19 protein-coding genes are annotated in these 16,356 nt (G+C 36.5%); 5 read left to right on the top strand and 14 right to left on the bottom strand.

Features of this window, described 5'->3' with window-relative positions; translation table 11 throughout:
- Positions 1-55 precede the first annotated feature (55 nt).
- The 8 genes from ACSHWW_RS04370 to ACSHWW_RS04405 all read right to left on the bottom strand — a co-directional run bounded on the left by ACSHWW_RS04370 (position 56) and on the right by ACSHWW_RS04405 (position 5,418).
- Positions 56-661, bottom strand: a complete 606-nt coding sequence (locus ACSHWW_RS04370; protein ID WP_435681194.1) for a thioredoxin family protein — start codon at positions 659-661, stop codon at positions 56-58.
- A 69-nt stretch (positions 662-730) separates the two neighbouring features.
- On the bottom strand, positions 731-1,129 hold the full coding sequence (arfB, locus tag ACSHWW_RS04375) for an alternative ribosome rescue aminoacyl-tRNA hydrolase ArfB (RefSeq protein ID WP_435681195.1): 399 nt from the start codon (positions 1,127-1,129) through the stop codon (positions 731-733).
- Complete coding sequence (locus ACSHWW_RS04380; protein ID WP_435681196.1) at positions 1,130-2,683, bottom strand: DUF4301 family protein; 1,554 nt, start codon at positions 2,681-2,683, stop codon at positions 1,130-1,132. It lies immediately after the preceding gene.
- Positions 2,680-3,237, bottom strand: coding sequence for an AAA family ATPase (locus ACSHWW_RS04385; protein ID WP_435681197.1), 558 nt, complete (start codon positions 3,235-3,237; stop codon positions 2,680-2,682). Before ACSHWW_RS04385 ends, ACSHWW_RS04380 begins: the two co-directional genes overlap by 4 nt.
- Positions 3,192-3,833 carry a nicotinamide riboside transporter PnuC gene (gene pnuC / locus ACSHWW_RS04390; protein ID WP_435681198.1) on the bottom strand — a complete coding sequence of 214 codons (642 nt, stop codon included), beginning with the start codon at positions 3,831-3,833 and terminating at the stop codon, positions 3,192-3,194. The genes ACSHWW_RS04385 and pnuC overlap by 46 nt, the downstream gene beginning before the upstream one ends.
- A complete protein-coding gene (locus ACSHWW_RS04395; protein WP_435681199.1) occupies positions 3,834-4,094 on the bottom strand; it encodes a hypothetical protein in 261 nt (86 codons plus the stop codon). It abuts the gene before it with no gap.
- Between the two features lie 9 nt (positions 4,095-4,103).
- Positions 4,104-4,832 (bottom strand): geranylgeranylglyceryl/heptaprenylglyceryl phosphate synthase, encoded by a 729-nt coding sequence (locus ACSHWW_RS04400; protein WP_435681200.1) that lies wholly within the window; start codon positions 4,830-4,832, stop codon positions 4,104-4,106.
- The gene (locus ACSHWW_RS04405) at positions 4,825-5,418 is read right to left on the bottom strand and encodes a 4'-phosphopantetheinyl transferase family protein (protein ID WP_435681201.1); all 594 of its coding nucleotides are present in this window, start codon (positions 5,416-5,418) and stop codon (positions 4,825-4,827) included. Before ACSHWW_RS04405 ends, ACSHWW_RS04400 begins: the two co-directional genes overlap by 8 nt.
- 157 nt (positions 5,419-5,575) lie before the next feature.
- Between ACSHWW_RS04405 and ahcY the strand changes: the two genes are divergently transcribed.
- The 3 genes from ahcY to ACSHWW_RS04420 all read left to right on the top strand — a co-directional run bounded on the left by ahcY (position 5,576) and on the right by ACSHWW_RS04420 (position 7,710).
- On the top strand, positions 5,576-6,892 hold the full coding sequence (gene ahcY / locus ACSHWW_RS04410; protein ID WP_435681202.1) for an adenosylhomocysteinase: 1,317 nt from the start codon (positions 5,576-5,578) through the stop codon (positions 6,890-6,892).
- 109 nt (positions 6,893-7,001) lie between these two features.
- Entirely contained in the window at positions 7,002-7,217 is a 216-nt protein-coding gene (locus tag ACSHWW_RS04415; protein ID WP_435681203.1) for a hypothetical protein, read from the top strand.
- 127 nt (positions 7,218-7,344) lie between these two features.
- A complete protein-coding gene (locus ACSHWW_RS04420) occupies positions 7,345-7,710 on the top strand; it encodes a hypothetical protein (RefSeq protein ID WP_435681204.1) in 366 nt (121 codons plus the stop codon).
- Positions 7,711-7,819: 109 nt separating this feature from the next.
- Here the strand turns inward: ACSHWW_RS04420 and rpmA are convergent, their stop codons facing one another.
- The 3 genes from rpmA to ACSHWW_RS04435 form a co-directional block, all read right to left on the bottom strand.
- Positions 7,820-8,083, bottom strand: coding sequence for a 50S ribosomal protein L27 (gene rpmA, locus ACSHWW_RS04425; RefSeq protein ID WP_435681205.1), 264 nt, complete (start codon positions 8,081-8,083; stop codon positions 7,820-7,822).
- A gap of 51 nt (positions 8,084-8,134) precedes the next feature.
- Entirely contained in the window at positions 8,135-8,845 is a 711-nt protein-coding gene (gene rplU / locus ACSHWW_RS04430) for a 50S ribosomal protein L21 (protein ID WP_435681206.1), read from the bottom strand.
- 113 nt (positions 8,846-8,958) lie between these two features.
- Entirely contained in the window at positions 8,959-9,441 is a 483-nt protein-coding gene (locus ACSHWW_RS04435; protein WP_435681207.1) for a DUF4199 domain-containing protein, read from the bottom strand.
- A 174-nt stretch (positions 9,442-9,615) separates the two neighbouring features.
- On the opposite strand from ACSHWW_RS04435, the gene ACSHWW_RS04440 reads away from it, so the two are divergent.
- Entirely contained in the window at positions 9,616-11,337 is a 1,722-nt protein-coding gene (locus ACSHWW_RS04440; protein WP_435681208.1) for an insulinase family protein, read from the top strand.
- Between the two features lie 8 nt (positions 11,338-11,345).
- On the top strand, positions 11,346-13,409 hold the full coding sequence (locus tag ACSHWW_RS04445; RefSeq protein ID WP_435681209.1) for an insulinase family protein: 2,064 nt from the start codon (positions 11,346-11,348) through the stop codon (positions 13,407-13,409).
- 70 nt (positions 13,410-13,479) lie between these two features.
- Here ACSHWW_RS04445 and ACSHWW_RS04450 read toward each other — a convergent pair whose 3' ends face one another.
- The 3 genes from ACSHWW_RS04450 to ACSHWW_RS04460 all read right to left on the bottom strand — a co-directional run bounded on the left by ACSHWW_RS04450 (position 13,480) and on the right by ACSHWW_RS04460 (position 16,353).
- A complete protein-coding gene (locus ACSHWW_RS04450; RefSeq protein ID WP_435681210.1) occupies positions 13,480-14,391 on the bottom strand; it encodes a DMT family transporter in 912 nt (303 codons plus the stop codon).
- Between the two features lie 85 nt (positions 14,392-14,476).
- Positions 14,477-15,043 (bottom strand): gliding motility lipoprotein GldD, encoded by a 567-nt coding sequence (gene gldD, locus ACSHWW_RS04455; RefSeq protein WP_435681211.1) that lies wholly within the window; start codon positions 15,041-15,043, stop codon positions 14,477-14,479.
- Positions 15,028-16,353, bottom strand: coding sequence for a gliding motility-associated protein GldE (locus tag ACSHWW_RS04460; RefSeq protein ID WP_435681322.1), 1,326 nt, complete (start codon positions 16,351-16,353; stop codon positions 15,028-15,030). The genes gldD and ACSHWW_RS04460 overlap by 16 nt, the downstream gene beginning before the upstream one ends.
- Between the last annotated feature and the right edge of the window lie 3 nt (positions 16,354-16,356).

A 16,356-nucleotide genomic window follows, 5' to 3' on the forward strand; every position in this document is an offset into this window, starting at 1 on the left:
TAGCTGTATGGTTAAATAAATCAAAATTTACATAGGTTTAGTAAAATATTTTGGACTACACAAGCGCCTTCAACATCTCCACAAGATCATTCTCGGTATCTTTTCCTTTGTCTCTATTGTACCAGTTCTGTAATTCCTGCTTGAATTCTGGCGTCAATTCTCCTTTAGCAGCTTTTTCAGCAGCGACTAAGGCTGTTGCATTTGTAGGTCGTGGTCCCCAAGTGGTCACTGGCAATCCTGTGTTTTTATTTACGACAATAAGCTTTGCGATAGCACGACCACCGTTAGTTAAGAATTGATCCATTAATATGGGATTTTCATCACGTAAGAGTACTTTAAAGTCCACTCCTGCCGCTTGCGCCACTTTATTCATCATAGGCATGGTTTGCGCGGCGTCACCACACCAGCTTTCGGTAATGATTAAGAAATAAACTTCTTTATCAAAAGCTTCTAGAAACTCTTTATTCTCGGGTAAGATTTTTAAGGTTTTATCCAGGCGCTTCATGCGCTGGTTGTTGAGTTTAGTATATTCTGCAAGATCTTCTGTGATCTCATCACCGCTGTTTGTTCCGTTTGTGGTGTGTGCTTCTACTAGAGCTCTGTATTGCTCATATGAGATCGCCTTTTCGGTTGCGTCTTTAATGATTTGTTGTAATTCCATGACACAAAAATAAGCCTCTAGTCTTCAATAAAAAGATGACAAAAGTCACTAGGTATGTGATATTATTCCCTAATACTTAAAACGTCTGTTTTCTTTTTTCTCGCTGTGCTTTTTCTTGTCGTTCAATCTCTTGCGTTTTACAGAACGTGGTAAGGTTCTTTTCTTGCGCACTTTTTGAACCTGAGACGCTTCACGCAATACTGTGAGAAATCGTTTAAAAACCAATTCTTTGTTGGCCGCTTGACTTCTAGAATCTTGACAGCTCAATTGCAGTATGCCGTCTTTGGTCAATCGGTTTTGTAGTTTAGAAAGAATTCTTTGATGTTCAGCTTCCGCGAAAGCGATACTTGAAGTCGCATCCCATTCTAGCAAAATTCTAGTCGCTACCTTATTTGCATGTTGACCACCAGGACCACTACTAGTAGTTGCCTTATAACTTACTTCTCTATGGAGCTGATTTGTATCCATCTAGTTTTGATGAGCTGGCTTGAGTAAATCGTTTACTGTTTTTACTGGATTGAACGTAATGAGAGGTACTTCTACAAAAACACTGTTCCAATAAGCCATACCACCATTCCACAAACCAGGTAACTCTTGTGCTTTAATACTTCTACCCAATCTAGATTTGTGTGTGATAAAACCAGTTTGCTCATCACAAAATTCTAGTAAATCAAATTTATTTCCTTTGTAATCACGCACTGCACAAACTAAGTCCACTGGATTGAAATGGGTACTTGTTTTAGCAATAGCGACTTGTTTTTTATTTGAGGTATCTACTTGAGCTCCTTCAATTATTTCTATAGATAATTCTCCTTTTTGATTATAAACCCAGAATGGTCCACCACCAGGTTCACCTTCATTCTTTACCATTCCGCATACTCTTAGTGGTCTATTTAATCTATTATAAAGATATTCTAGCTGAAATTCTCTGGCGTATTTTTTATAATCGCTAGGTAAAACGGCGCATAGTTGACCCGTTAAAAACTCCTCTATCTCTAATTGTAATGCTGCATCAACTTTTTTATCATCTATTAATTCCAAGTAATCAAAGCACTGTTGTTGTAAATTAAGCAACAAGCCAGCTAGAGTTTTTTTATACGCTCCTACTTCTTGTTCCAGAGAAGAAACTGTGACGTTATCTATATTTTTAATAAATATGATATCTGCATTAATCTCATTAAGATTCATAAGCAACGCTCCATGACCCGATGGCCTGAAGAATAGTTCTCCATTTTCTGTAATGACAGGATTGTTGTTTTTATCTACAGCAATGGTGTCAGTAGATGTTTTTTGATGGGAGAACTCGATATCAAATTCGGTTCCTGTTTTATGCTCTACGATTTGTTCTATACGATTAAACTCTGCTGTAAAATGATCCTTAAAATCCTCTGCGATTGTGAAATGTAATCTTGCTTTATTATTAGTGGCAGCATATACACTAGCTTCAAACAGGTGTTCTTCAAACGCCGTTGCGCTGTGATCTTTATATTTATGAAAAGGAACTAATCCTTTAGGCATGTGACCATAATTGAGCCCATTATCTTGCAACATTTGTTTTACAAAAAGCAACTTTTTTTCACGGTCTGCTTTGGCATGCCAGTCAGGATAAGTTTCTTTAAGAGATTCCATAACGGCATCATAAAAAGGAAATTTTTCCAGTGCTATGAAAAAGGTAAATAATTCTCGCGCTTTATTTTTATTAATAAAGGAATTAATAGAGTCTTCGCTAGGATCATAATCTCTTATAAACTCATGTAAAAATTTAAACATGCGAGTTGCTGCACCACTTGCTGGGACAAATTTTAATAAAGCTAACTCACTCGATTTTTCATCAAAATGTTGTTGAAGCGAAAGAATCTCTTGATCTGAGAATTTTAAAATTCCATCATTCACTACCGCTGCACGATTCATTTTTACCATTGGAAAACCCGTTTGAAAGCGTTCAATTTGCTTTAAGATGGTTTCCTTTGTGATGTTTTTACGTTCTAGCTGGGCCAGTTGTACTGGAGTAAATTGGATCATATAACTTTCTCTTCTATGGCATTTATTGCATTTTCAAATCGCTTTTGATTTAGTCCATCAACGATTTTGTATGGTTTTTTAAATTTGAGCAATGCAGCTAGAAATAAATCAAACATTTCCTCGCGCTGCTCTGGGCGATCTCTTAAATCGTCTGGAGTCCAAGGCACATCCACTTGCAAAAGTAAATATAAGTCATAACTAGACTTCTCCACAGCATCCACAAGTTCTTGTGGTGCTCGATTAAAATATGCCATACAATACACATAAGTCTCCAGCACATCGGTGTCACAAAACAAATATTCACCAGCGTGTTGAACCGCTTCATTCTCTATGTTGCGCTGCCCTATGACAATAGGAATAATATCGTGATATTCACAGGCTTTTCCTTTTTTTTCAAACTTGTTTTGTAGATATTCTCGAGCAAACTCTTCGATTTGGGCAGTATGATAGTGTTGAGCTAGCTTTCGCGAAAGCGTGCTCTTACCAGTACTTTCTGGTCCATATAACACTATTCTTTTTCCAGAATAAGCTGCTTGTTGAGGTATTTTTTCCATTCTAAATAACCGAAGTAAGCAATAATAGCGAGAAATATATAAAGTAGCGCACTGAAGCTGTATCCTTTATAAAAATACAACGGTACCGAGATAACATTTCCTACTAAAAGCACAAGCCAATGCTCCAACTTGCGACGCGCCATCAACCACATTCCTGCAAAGAAAATTCCAGTAGTAAGCATATCCACAAAGGAAACTACATTTTCTAATCGATCTGTTTTATAATAAAGAAAAAAGATGGCGAGTGCTGCAGCGATTAGTAGCAACAGTCCAATAAGCCATTCTCTGACTGAGGTCAATGTGATAGGTGTCGCTTTATCTCTATCAACTCCTTTACGAGTCCATATATACCAGCCATAAACACTCATAATAAAATAATAGATATTGATAGTCATATCGCCTAACAAATTCCATTGATATAATAAATAAGAAAAAAGTAAGGTGCTTATAATTCCATATGGAAATACTAAAATACTATTACGTTTAGAATATAAAACACTAATCACAGCTGTGACAACAACGATTAGCTCGATGATAATATGTGTCGTGCTATATTCTCTGTACTGGCCAAATATGAATTCTATAATCTCATTCATCTAGAAAAACGCTTCATATTCACTACGGTCGGTTTTTACCACTTTCATGTAGAATAAAACAGCTTTGGTTTCTTCCATACTGCGTGCCATTTCACGAGTTAAAAATTCCATAAGTGGCACAAATTCTCCATATACTTGAGTCGCCAGTGGATTCTCTAATACCGTAAACTCAGATGTTCTAAGCCTTTTTATAAAGTCGATGATATGTTGTTCATAATCATCTTGTAATGGTGACATGGTGAGTTCTATAGATGCTTTCATAAGTATAATTTAATTCCAGTTTACGTTTTGCTCGAGCGCTGTTCCTACTACTAGCAAATTTGCGCCCGCACGATAACAAGATTCTAGTTGTTGCAAAGATCGCAAGCCACCACCGACTATAAGAGGAATGTTGATTTGATTTCTAACACTTTCTATGATTTGTTCATTTACTGATGTAATAGCGCCACTGCCTGCTTCTAAATAAATCAATGTATTTCCCATCAACTGACCTGCAAATGCTGTGTTCACTATTTGTTCAATGTCTTCTTGTAGTAATGGCTCTGTTTTTGAAACGCGCTGCACGGCACTTTCATGACCACCATTAATGAGCAAATAACCTGTAGGTATAATTTCTAAATTGGTGTTTTTTAAATGTGAAGCTGCAAGACGTTGATGGCCTATGAGAAAATCTGGATTGTCGCCTGAAATGAGGTTGAGGAACAATAATCCATCAGCATTTTCACTGAGCTGATGATGTGAACCAGGAAAGATAACAATCGGTATCTTGATGATTTCCTTTGCTGCTGTGATCCATAAATCTAAATCAACATCTAGCATCGTACTACCACCCACAAAAATGAAAAATTGAGTCACTTCTAGTTTCTCTTGAACTAGCAAGCGTAATTTATTAACCCTTTCAAAAACATCTATCAAATCCTCAATAGCTGTTTTCTCTGGATCGAGGAGAAAAGCCATAGATCGTTCTCCTAACTGAATCGTATTTAAAATACTATGCATTATGAGCTGGAAGTATATAAGCCATCATAAAATTTTCTAACTGATGGAAATAAACATCAAACTTAAGATTGTCATTTTCATAAACTATTCTAGCTATAGTGTGCTGCATATCTAGCTCAAAATCCTCGACATAACAATGTGCTTTAAAACCCAAGCCTTTTTTCCCGTAGAGTTTATACATAGACTCTTTAGCACCCCATATTACGGTAAGCGATTCTATAGGTTCTTGAACTTCTTTTACAAATTCCTCTTCATAACCTATAAATTTAGGAGCGATGCGTTGTATTTTTTCGCGCAGCTTTTCAATATCTATTCCTACAGGAACTTCACTGATGATAATGGCTGTAAATTCGTAGCTATGTGTAATTGAAATATACTTATCATCATCGAGATGCGGTTTTCCTTCTTCTGAATAATATAAATTTTGATCTGTATATCCAGCTTCTCTCAGTAAGTGTCTTATGCTTAAAAAACCACGTCTGTGCAGCTCTGAGCTCATGGTAAACAACCTGTTTCTAGAGTTTTCTGATAGGTCTAAACCTGTGCGCAACCACGCCTCGGACTCTGAAATTTTCCAGACGTACACTTGAGTATTGTTTCTATTTGTTAGGGTTTTGTAAAGAGGCACAAGAATCGATTAGTTTTTTGTAATTTTGCAGCCGCAATTTAAGCAAATAACGGCTTTTAATTTGTTGATTTTTAAACATATCAACGACTATAAAGCTAACACATTAAAATATATTATGAGCACAAAAACAATTCCTTACGTACCTTACAAAGTAAAAGACATTACTCTTGCTGAGTACGGTCGTCTTGAAATAGAACTTGCCGAAGCTGAAATGCCTGGTTTAATGGCACTACGTGAAGAGTATAAAGACTCTCAACCTTTAAAAGGAGCTCGTATTGCTGGTTGTCTTCACATGACTATTCAAACCGCAGTTCTTATAGAAACACTAGTTGCTCTAGGAGCAGACGTTACATGGTCATCTTGTAACATTTTCTCTACACAAGACCACGCTGCTGCTGCTATTGCTGCTGCTGGAATTCCAGTATATGCATGGAAAGGAATGAGTGAAGAGGAATTTAACTGGTGTATTGAGCAAACTCTTTTCTTTGGTGAAGATAGAAAACCATTAAATCTTATACTTGATGATGGTGGTGATTTAACTAACATGGTATTTGACGAGTTCCCAGAACTTGCAGAAGGAATCAACGGTTTATCTGAAGAGACTACAACTGGAGTTCACCGTTTATACGAGCGTATGAAAAACGGAACTTTAGTAATGCCAGCCATCAACGTAAATGATTCTGTAACTAAGTCTAAGTTTGATAACAAATACGGTTGTCGTGAGAGTGCTGTAGATGCCGTACGTCGTGCAACTGACACTATGCTTGCTGGAAAGCGCGTAGTAGTATGTGGATATGGTGATGTAGGTAAAGGAACAGCTTCTTCTTTTAAAGGTGCTGGTTCTATAGTAACTGTTACTGAGATTGACCCGATTTGTGCATTACAAGCTGTAATGGACGGTTTTGAAGTAAAGCAATTAGAGAATGTAGTAGGTAATGCAGATATCGTAATAACTACAACAGGAAATAAAGACATTATACGTGGTGAGCACTTTGAAGCTATGCGTGATAAAGTAATCGTGTGTAACATAGGTCACTTTGATAATGAAATAGATGTTGCATATTTGAACACTAAACATGGTGATACTAAGGTTGAAATCAAGCCACAGGTTGATAAATATACCATCAATGGTAAGGACATCATTTTACTTGCTGAAGGTCGTCTTGTTAACTTAGGTTGTGCAACTGGTCACCCTAGTTTTGTAATGAGTAACTCGTTTACAAATCAAACGCTCGCGCAGATTGAGCTTTGGAACAATAGAGACGCTTATGAGAATGAAGTTTACATGTTACCTAAGCATTTAGATGAAAAAGTAGCCGCTTTACACTTGTCTAGAATGGGTGCAGAACTTACGGTTCTTAAAAAGGATCAAGCAGATTATATAGGTGTGGATGTACAAGGTCCATTCAAGCCTGAGTATTACAGATATTAATATTTAGTCATTTGTTTGGGTATTAAGTTTTATTTTTTAACTTAACACTTTTTACAAATGGCGTGGATATTGCAACTACGCTTTTGCGAAAGCGTATTAAAAACAATTTATGGAGATTATTGAAGAAGCATTAGCTTTTGAAACTGAAACAATGAGTAACATGTCAACCAGTGATAGGGTTCACGCCTCAAGAAAGGCAAAGAGAATTATCCTAGGTTTAAATGATATTTACAAAGAGAACAAAGACGAAGAGATCATGGATCTCATGAAACGTCTCACTGCAAAAAAGCAGAAGATTGAGAAAAGATTGAAAGGTAGACCATAGGTCTATTTTCTAATCACTTTAAATAGCCAGTAAAACATTCTAACTAAATGGAATATTTTACTGGCTATTTTTATTTTTATACTTTAATAAGCCATAACGGCGTTTCTAATCACACAACTATTACCCTATGAAACATTTAAGCTTGAACTTAATACTTATCGCTGTATGCATAATAATCACCTCATGCTCTACGGATTTTGCTCATAAAGAAATCATTACTGATAATTTATCGGGCTTTATAGAAGGTGGAAACGCAGGTGGTATCTATGGCGACGCTGGTCTTAAAATAACGACCGACTCTATACAAATGACCGACTGGCCTGTTTCAAGACTTACTACAAGTCTAAACGGCTTACTAGACACCACGCTTACTGATCAAACTAGCTTTACAGACTTCTATACCATTCATATCGAGAATAAAGGATCACTCGCTCAAAGAGAGTTTGTAGATTCACTCGTAGTTGTTCTAAGTAAGAATGGATTGATAAAATAAATCATCTTCTTTGGTGAAGCAATTACCTAGCTTAATCTTCTACATTAAAACACAAAAATCCCAAGTCGCTTGAGCAACTTGGGATTTTTAATATGTGAAAAAAGGTTTCTTAAGCCTCTGCCGCCGGAACGATAGAAACATAAGATCTGTTATTTCTTTTCTTTGTGAACTTCACTAATCCGTCCACTCTTGCATGTAATGTAAAGTCCTTACCAGCATATACGTTTTCACCTGGATGGTGCTCCATACCGCGCTGACGAATAAGAATGTTACCAGCGATTGCCGCTTGTCCACCAAAAATCTTAACACCTAAGCGTTTTGATTGGGATTCTCTTCCGTTTTTCGAACTACCTACTCCTTTTTTGTGAGCCATGGTTATAAATTTTAAGGATATCTATAAAATGATATCGTGTTCTACTTTAATTTAACTAGGCATTACTCCGCCGTTAGCTTCGTCTTGCCATTTTTTTAATTCGTCCCATTTACCATCTGCAGCCATTTGAGCTTGCATAGGCCATGAATCTGTAACGTGATTTCCACGCACATTTGCAATGATTTCAGAAATCTTAGCAGCATCAGTTCCTGCAAGATCTGCAAAAGTCATGATACCAGCCTCATTAAGAGTACTTGCAATCTTTGGTCCGATTCCTTCAACTTTTTTCAAGTCATCACCTTTAGAAGTTGCCTTCTTAGCTGGTGCTTTTTTCTCTGCCTTAGGAGCTGCTGCTGGAGCCGCTTTTACTGCTGGAGCTGCTTCTTTTTTAGGAGCCGCTTTTTTGGCTGGTGCTTTCTTTTCTGCTTTTGGAGCAGATTTCTTACCACCACTTGCAGAAATGCTAGAGATCTGAATCTGTGTGAATGATTGACGGTGTCCGTTTTTCTTACGGTATCCTTTTCTACGTTTTTTCTTAAAAACGATTACTTTGTCACCTTTAAGGTGTCCCAGAACTTTTGCCTCAGCAAATGCTCCTTCTATAGCTGGGGCGCCGAGTGTGATGTCGTTGTCATTGCCTAAAAGAAGAACTTTATCGATAGAAACTGTCGCTCCTTCGTCTTCTTGTAAACGATGTACAAACAACTTCATATCTTTCTCGATCTTGAATTGTTGCCCTGCTATCTCTACGATTGCGTACATAATTGTAATTTAACTTTGTTAAAAAATGGACGCAAATATACTGCTATTCTGTTAATTAGCAAAGTTTTTTAATTTACGCTTTCGCGAAAGCGTAAAAACAAGTTCATTTCTCTCTAAATATCCTGATTTAAAGGCTTTTGCTCATTTCTCACCTGTCTCGTATTCCATGATCTTTTAAAGATAGGAATAATGATTAAAGATGAAACAACAGCAGTAGAAAGTCCAGAAAGGAAAATAAATATTAAAATAGCAAAATTCCCAGTTCCTGTAGCTATCGGAATTGTTGCTCCTAATTTTTCAACTAGATCAGGATTAATTTCCAATAAATAAACAGCCATGAAAATGGTAAACAATAAGGAAATTAAAAATCCACTAGCAACTCCAGTGGTAAATCCATCCATATAATTGAATTGTGATTGTTCCTCATTATATACATTCCTTATAATAAGGTAAAGTCCAATTGCCATGATGGGCGCATTGAGAAAGCTTAAATAAATTTGGTCTGCGGCTCCTGCAATTGCAATGATTGTAAAGTATATGATTAAGATAGCAGTGATTGCGAGTGATAATTTGATTGTATTTCTTGTAATTGACATATCGATATTTTTTTATTCTTAAGTTACTTAGTTTATATACTTCAAGCCCACTATTTGATATTTCTTTAACTCGTAGAGAAGACTTTAACTACTATTTTTGATATTCTATAAGATTTCTGTAACATTTCTTATATAAAAAACACTAACAGTAGTAACAATCGTAAAAATCACAAAATGAAAAAAATTGTATTAAGTCTTGCGGTAGCTTTTATAGCTGCGACTGGATTTGCACAAGAGGTAGAGTACACTGAGTACGATTTACCTAATGGACTGCATGTCATCCTACATCAAGAAAATGGTGCGCCAGTGGTAACAACTGCCGTAATGTATCAAGTAGGAGCAAAAGATGAAGAACCAGGAAGAACTGGTTTTGCTCACTTTTTTGAGCACCTTTTATTTGAAGGAACTGAAAATATCGAGCGTGGTAAGTGGTTTGACATAGTAAGTGCAAACGGTGGTAGCAATAATGCAAATACAACTCAAGATCGTACTTATTACTATGAAACGTTCCCTTCTAATAAACTAGAGACTGGTTTATGGATGGAAAGTGAGCGCATGCTTCACCCTAAAATCGAGCAAATAGGTGTAGATACTCAAAACGAAGTTGTTAAAGAAGAAAAACGCCAGCGTATCGACAACTCTCCATATGGAGCTATTATCTATAGAACTGGAATCGATAAGCACTTGTTTAAAAAACACCCTTATGGACAGAGTGTGATAGGTTCTATGGAAGATTTGAATGCTGCAAAGCTTTCAGAATTTCAAGAATTTAATGACAAATACTACAACCCTAATAATGCTACTCTTGTAGTTGCAGGTGATATAGATATCAAGGAGACTAAGAAAATGATCGAAGATTACTTCGGTCCTATTACTAATAAGGCACCTAGAAATGTACGTAAAGTAATAGTTGAAGATCCTATTACTAGCACTCGTTATGCGACAGAATATGATGCAAACATTCAAATTCCAGCAAAAATCTTCTCGTACATCACTCCTAAATCTGTAGATCGTGATGCTTATGTGCTAGATTATATCTCTTCAGTATTAACTGGTGGAGCTAGTTCTAGAATGCAAAAGAGAATGGTTGAAGAAGATCAAATCGCTTTACAAGTACTAGCTTTTAATCAAGCTAACCAGGATTATGGCACCTATACTATGGGTGCTCTAGCAAAAGGTGATGTTTCTTTAGACCAACTTGCAAAAGTTATGGACGAGGAAATCGTTAAGCTTCAAACTGAATTGATTTCTGAAAGAGAATATCAAAAACTTCAAAATCAATTTGAAACTAGATTTGTAAGTTCAAATTCAAGAGTAGAAGGTATCGCTGCATCTCTTGCAACATACAACATGCTTAAAGGAGATACTAGTCTTATCAATAAGGAACTAGATGTTTATAGAAGCATTACTCGTGAGGACATCAAACGTGTAGCAAATAAGTACTTAAAGACTAACCAAAGACTTGAGTTAGATTATCTTGCTGGTAGCGCACCTACCGCTGAGGAAATGGCCGCAGCAGCAAACGAAGTAAAAATAGTGGACAATAAGTTACAGATTAATAAAATCTACTTTGATAACGATAAAGCAACTATTACTTCTAGCGCTTCTAAAGAACTAGATCGTATCGTTAACATGATGATGAAGAATTCTTCTATGGAAATTCTTGCAGAAACTTACACAGACACTAAAGGAAGTGATGCTTATAACAAGACACTTTCCCAAAAACGTGCAGATGCTGTAAGAGGTTATTTGATCTCAAAAGGTGTTGCTGCAAGCAGAGTTAAAGCTGTAGGACGTGGAGAGCAAAACCCAGTAGTAGATTGTGAAAGCAAAAAATGCTCTGAAGATGAGTACGAGCAATCTAGAAGAACTGAATTTACCATTACTAAAAAATAATTATCAAAATGAAAAAGCAACTCATATTTTTAATGGTATTATTCCTTACTGGAGTTACTGCCGTTGCACAAATAGACCGATCTAAAGCGCCTGAATCTGGACCTACTCCAGAGATCAACTTAGGTAAGCCATATACATTTGAACTTAAAAACGGTTTAAAAGTACTTGTAGTGACTGATAAAAAGTTACCTACATTCAGCATGAGCCTGGACTTAAATAATCCTCCAATCTTTGAAGGAGATAAAGCAGGAGTTCAATCTTTAACTAGTGCTATACTAGGAAAAGGTTCTACAGAAACAGCAAAAGAAGAATTCAATGAAAAAGTTGATTTTCTAGGAGCATTCATTAGTGCAAGAACTGGTGGTGGTTTTGCATCAAGTTTATCTAAGTATAAAGATGAAGTATTTAGTCTTTTTGCAGAGGCGGCTTTCAAGCCTAACTTCACTCAAGAAGAATTAGACTTTGAAAAATCTCAATTACTAGAAGGCTTAAAATCTGGTGAGAACAGTGCTGCAGCGATTGCTGGTAAAGTACGTAGCGCATTAGTTTATGGAAAAGATCACCCAGCTGGTGAATTTGCTACAGAGGAGACTGTAAATAACGTAACACTAGATGACGTTAAAAAATTCTATGCAGACTATTTCAAACCTTCAAATGGTTACTTAGTAATCACGGGAGATATTGAGAAAAAAGACGCAAAGAAATTAGTGAAGAAATACTTCGGTAACTGGAAAAAAGGAACAGCTCCTAAACCTACTCTACCTACTCTTGCAGATGTTGATCAAACACAAATCAACCTAATTGATGTGCCTAATGCAGTTCAAACTGAACTTGCTATCTATAGTCTTTCTGACCTTAAAATGGATGATCCAGATTATTATGCAGCACTTGTCACTAACTATGTATTTGGTGGTTCTTTTGGATCTTACTTAAACATGAACTTACGTGAGAAAAACGGATATACTTATGGTGCTCGTTCTAGTATAGGAACTGGTAGAGATTACAAAGGTACTTTCAGAGCAACTGCAAAAGTGCGTAATGAGGTAACTGACAGTGCAATTGTTGAAACTTTTAAAGAACTGAACAGAATACGTGAAGAATATGTAGAAGATGAAATGCTTGCTACTGCCAAGGCTAAATTCCTAGGAAACTTCATCATGTCGTCTGAAGATAAGAGTGTTGTTGCAGATCGCTCTATCAGTGTTCAAAAGAACGAACTAGATAAAGACTTCTACAAGAACTTTATTGCAAACATCAATAAAGTAACTAAAGAAGATGTAAAGCGTGTAGCAAATAGATTTTTAAGTCCAGATAACATACGTATCATCGTAGTAGGAAAAGCTGGAGATGTCCTTGAGCCACTTGAAAAAATGACTATTAATGGACAACCGGTGCCTATTAAATTCTTTGATAAAAACGCAAACGCAACTGAGCGTCCTTCTACAGTAGAGATTCCAGCTGGATTAACTGCTCAAACTGTTCTAGATAACTACATCAAAGCAATAGGTGGAAAGAGTGCCGTTTCAAATGTGAATGAGGTTTCTCAGTTCTCTGTATTTACTTCACCTATGGGCGAGATAATTATGGATACTAAAAACCAAAAAGGTGATAACTGGGCTCTAACTATGAAAATGGGTGGACGCGAGATGAGCAAGCAAGTGTATAAAGATGGAAACGGATTAGTAAAAGCTCAAGGACAATCACAACAGTTGAGCGGTGAGCAATTAGAAGCCGTTAAGTCTGAAGCATTGTTCTTCCCAGAACTTTATCATGCAGACATGGCTGAGCTTGTAGGCGCAGAGCGTTTAGGTAGTCACAACGTTTTTGTGATTAAGTGGACAGATATGAGAAAATCATACTACGACACAGAAACTGGACTTCTTGTAGGATTAGAAAGAATGACTATGACTCCTCAAGGACCTACAATGTCTGTTACACAGTTTTCAGATTATAAAGAATTCTCAGGTGTAAAATTCCCAACCGCTATGGTAATTCCTATGATGGGACAGGAAATAACTTTTGAATTAAAAGATCTTAAAGTGAATTCAGGACTTACAGATTCAGATTTCTAGAAATTAGAATTTTAATAATTACGCTTTCGCGAAAGCGTGATTAAACAACCCAACTACTCAAAACCAGTATCTACTTAGATGCTGGTTTTTTTTTATCTCTAGTTACCAAGACCACTGCGAGGATAATGACAACTGTAGAAAGCCCTTGCCAGATACTAAAAGTCTCACCATCCATCGTTCCCCATGTTAATCCTACAACTGGCATTAAATAAGTGACCGAGCTTGCAAATACAGGTGAAGTGATTTGAACTAATTTGTTGAACATGATTTTTGCAGCAACAGTTCCAAAAATGGATAAGATCACGATAAAGCCTATACTGCGCATTACTGGTTCGCTTGTAAATTCAAGTGAAGCACCATCTGCACTAAAAAATACGATGATTGCAAGTGGTAGAATGAACACAAAGTTCCCAGTAGCAATAGCAAGCGGTTTTATATTTTGTAAGTAACGCTTAATGATGTTTACATTACTCGCATAACAAGTACAGGCAATAAAAACGAGCCCGGCAAACATATAATTCTGCTCTGGATTATTTTCCATTCCTGAGAACACTAGAGCAACTGCGCCGGCAAGTCCTATAATTACACCTAGTAACTGTGTACGAGAAAATGCTATCCCAAAAATTACAGATCCCATTATTAATGTAATCAATGGAACGGTTGAGTTAAGAATAGCACTTATAGCACTATCAATCTCTGTTTGTGCATAAGCAAAAAGAAAAGCAGGAAAAAAAGTACCTAGCAATCCTGATAGAAAAAGCCATTTCCAGTCCTTACGGCTTACTGAGGTAAAAGACTTCCACCCTATAGCTATGAGTATAAAACCCGATACAATAGTACGTCCTGCACCTACTTGTAGTGGCTGCATGACCAGGTTTCCAGATCCATCATCGCCTAAGGTTTTTTTAATAAGAATAAATGAAGTTCCCCAAATGAGACTAAGAATGACTAAGTAAACGTATTTGAGTTTTGAATTATCCATGGAGAATTTGAAAACTCAAAGGTCATTCTTTTTCTAAGATTAAATCTTAGTTATTTCATAAATGGAATACAAATCAGTAGGTAGTCTATTTCCAGGTCATAGATTCCATCATCTTGCGCATGTCCAGCTTGATATAATCTATCGCTGGATAAATAGAATCATAATTAGGTGTACGATCGAAGTAAAGCGATGCGGTAACAAAATTCTGCACACTGTCTGTGAGGTAGAATTGCACGTTTGACGCAGCATTTCCCTCAATAGAATACATCATTCCATAGGCAGATTTATCGGGATTGATGTAGATCTTATCATCTATAACATCGGCCATGCGGTTGTGGGAGAATGAGAGTTTTTGCCCATCTATGAGTAATTCTCTTATATTATCTTGAACAGGTGCATAATCCATGTAAACCGTAGCCTCCATAAATGGGTACTCGATTTTCATGGAGCAATCACTTTTTGCCAGCACACGAGCATAAGAGTTAATTTCAAAATTAAAAGGACAGTTATCTTTCTCCATCTTTTGATACTCTGGAGTAGGATATTGTAGTGCTAACTGAGCCTGTGGTTTAGGCTGTAGTTCATTATCACCGCAACTAGAAAGCACAGCAATTATTCCTATTATAAGTAAAGCTTTTAAGGTTTGGTACATTTGATTTGTTTAATGCGTTTCTTATCCATGGACTCAACAAGAAACGTAATTCCTTCAAAAGTTATTTTATCCAGCTTGCGTGGAAAATAACCTGTTTGCTCCAGTAAGAATCCAGCAACCGTTTCTGACTCGCCTTTTGCAGCGTCAAACAACTCTATTTGAGTTTCTTCTAGCTCTGTGATTCTATAGAAATCTTTAAGAGGAGTTTTCCCTTCAAACACAAAGTTCTTTTCATCCAGCTTTGAATACACGAGATTTTCATCATCAAATTCATCACTTATATCACCTACTATTTCTTCTATAATGTCTTCTAGTGATATTAAACCACTCGTTCCTCCATATTCATCTACGACTATAGCCAGGTGTTTCTTTTGCTCTTGAAACTCTTGTAATAAGTCATCCAGCTTTTTATTTTCTGGAACAAAGTATGCTTCTCGCAGCAACTTAGTCCATTCAAAGTTTTTGCGATCTATATATGGAAGTAAATCTTTTACATAAAGAACACCTGTGATTTGATCTATACTTTCTTTAAAAACAGGAATTCTTGAGTATCCATTTGAGATCACCTCAGCAATAATGTCTTTGAATTCCATATTCTCGTCTAGAGCAAACACATCTGTACGGTTGCGCATCACTGTTTTTGTGTCAGTGTTCCCAAAGCTTACAATACCTTGTAGCAATTGCTGTTCCTCGTCTGTGGTATCGTGATGATCTGTTAATTCAAGGGCTTGAGATAATTGAGAAACGGTAATACTAGATTTTTTAGTTCCTAATCGTTCATGAATTTGAATGGTGACATAACGCATGGGCAAACTTAAAAAGCTGAAGAGCTTATCGAGCACACTCAGTGGTATCGCCATAAAATTTGCAAACTTAACGGCATTACGATTTGCATATACCTTAGGAAGAATCTCTCCAAAAAGTAATATCAAAAATGTAACTACAATTACCTCTAGAATAAATCGTACACTAATTTGAAAACCAAAAAGATCAAGATCTTGAATATTTACAAACCAACTATTTGCAAGTATGCTGAATATTAAAACCGTGGTGATATTAATAGCATTATTTGCAATTAATATAGTTGCGAGTAATTTTTTAGGTCTTGCGAGTAATTTTGCAACTAACTCACGACGAGCAAATTCATCACGCTCTTCTTCTAGATCAGTAGTTTCTAGAGAAAAAAGAGCAACTTCTGCGCCACTAACCATGGCACTTAAAATAAGTAGTATTAAAAACACTATAAAATAAACTAGTTCACCAGAACCAGAAATTATAGCAAGAAACAAATGCGATGAGTCAGGATCCACTGG

It is taken from the genome of Nonlabens sp. (genome assembly GCF_051251825.1).
Classification (GTDB): Bacteria; Bacteroidota; Bacteroidia; order Flavobacteriales; family Flavobacteriaceae; genus Nonlabens.

What these genes read in the sequence shown, in the direction of transcription:
- ACSHWW_RS04385 (WP_435681197.1), bottom strand. Translation starts at nt 3,237, where the DNA reads ATGGAAAAAATACCTCAACAAGCAGCTTATTCTGGAAAAAGAATAGTG.
- ACSHWW_RS04395 (WP_435681199.1), bottom strand. Translation starts at nt 4,094, where the DNA reads ATGAAAGCATCTATAGAACTCACCATGTCACCATTACAAGATGATTAT.
- ACSHWW_RS04415 (WP_435681203.1), top strand. Translation starts at nt 7,002, where the DNA reads ATGGAGATTATTGAAGAAGCATTAGCTTTTGAAACTGAAACAATGAGT.
- ACSHWW_RS04400 (WP_435681200.1), bottom strand. Translation starts at nt 4,832, where the DNA reads ATGCATAGTATTTTAAATACGATTCAGTTAGGAGAACGATCTATGGCT.
- ACSHWW_RS04370 (WP_435681194.1), bottom strand. Translation starts at nt 661, where the DNA reads ATGGAATTACAACAAATCATTAAAGACGCAACCGAAAAGGCGATCTCA.
- ACSHWW_RS04380 (WP_435681196.1), bottom strand. Translation starts at nt 2,683, where the DNA reads ATGATCCAATTTACTCCAGTACAACTGGCCCAGCTAGAACGTAAAAAC.
- rpmA (WP_435681205.1), bottom strand. Translation starts at nt 8,083, where the DNA reads ATGGCTCACAAAAAAGGAGTAGGTAGTTCGAAAAACGGAAGAGAATCC.
- ACSHWW_RS04450 (WP_435681210.1), bottom strand. Translation starts at nt 14,391, where the DNA reads ATGGATAATTCAAAACTCAAATACGTTTACTTAGTCATTCTTAGTCTC.
- arfB (WP_435681195.1), bottom strand. Translation starts at nt 1,129, where the DNA reads ATGGATACAAATCAGCTCCATAGAGAAGTAAGTTATAAGGCAACTACT.
- rplU (WP_435681206.1), bottom strand. Translation starts at nt 8,845, where the DNA reads ATGTACGCAATCGTAGAGATAGCAGGGCAACAATTCAAGATCGAGAAA.
- ACSHWW_RS04435 (WP_435681207.1), bottom strand. Translation starts at nt 9,441, where the DNA reads ATGTCAATTACAAGAAATACAATCAAATTATCACTCGCAATCACTGCT.
- ACSHWW_RS04420 (WP_435681204.1), top strand. Translation starts at nt 7,345, where the DNA reads ATGAAACATTTAAGCTTGAACTTAATACTTATCGCTGTATGCATAATA.
- ACSHWW_RS04440 (WP_435681208.1), top strand. Translation starts at nt 9,616, where the DNA reads ATGAAAAAAATTGTATTAAGTCTTGCGGTAGCTTTTATAGCTGCGACT.
- ACSHWW_RS04445 (WP_435681209.1), top strand. Translation starts at nt 11,346, where the DNA reads ATGAAAAAGCAACTCATATTTTTAATGGTATTATTCCTTACTGGAGTT.
- ahcY (WP_435681202.1), top strand. Translation starts at nt 5,576, where the DNA reads ATGAGCACAAAAACAATTCCTTACGTACCTTACAAAGTAAAAGACATT.
- pnuC (WP_435681198.1), bottom strand. Translation starts at nt 3,833, where the DNA reads ATGAATGAGATTATAGAATTCATATTTGGCCAGTACAGAGAATATAGC.
- gldD (WP_435681211.1), bottom strand. Translation starts at nt 15,043, where the DNA reads ATGTACCAAACCTTAAAAGCTTTACTTATAATAGGAATAATTGCTGTG.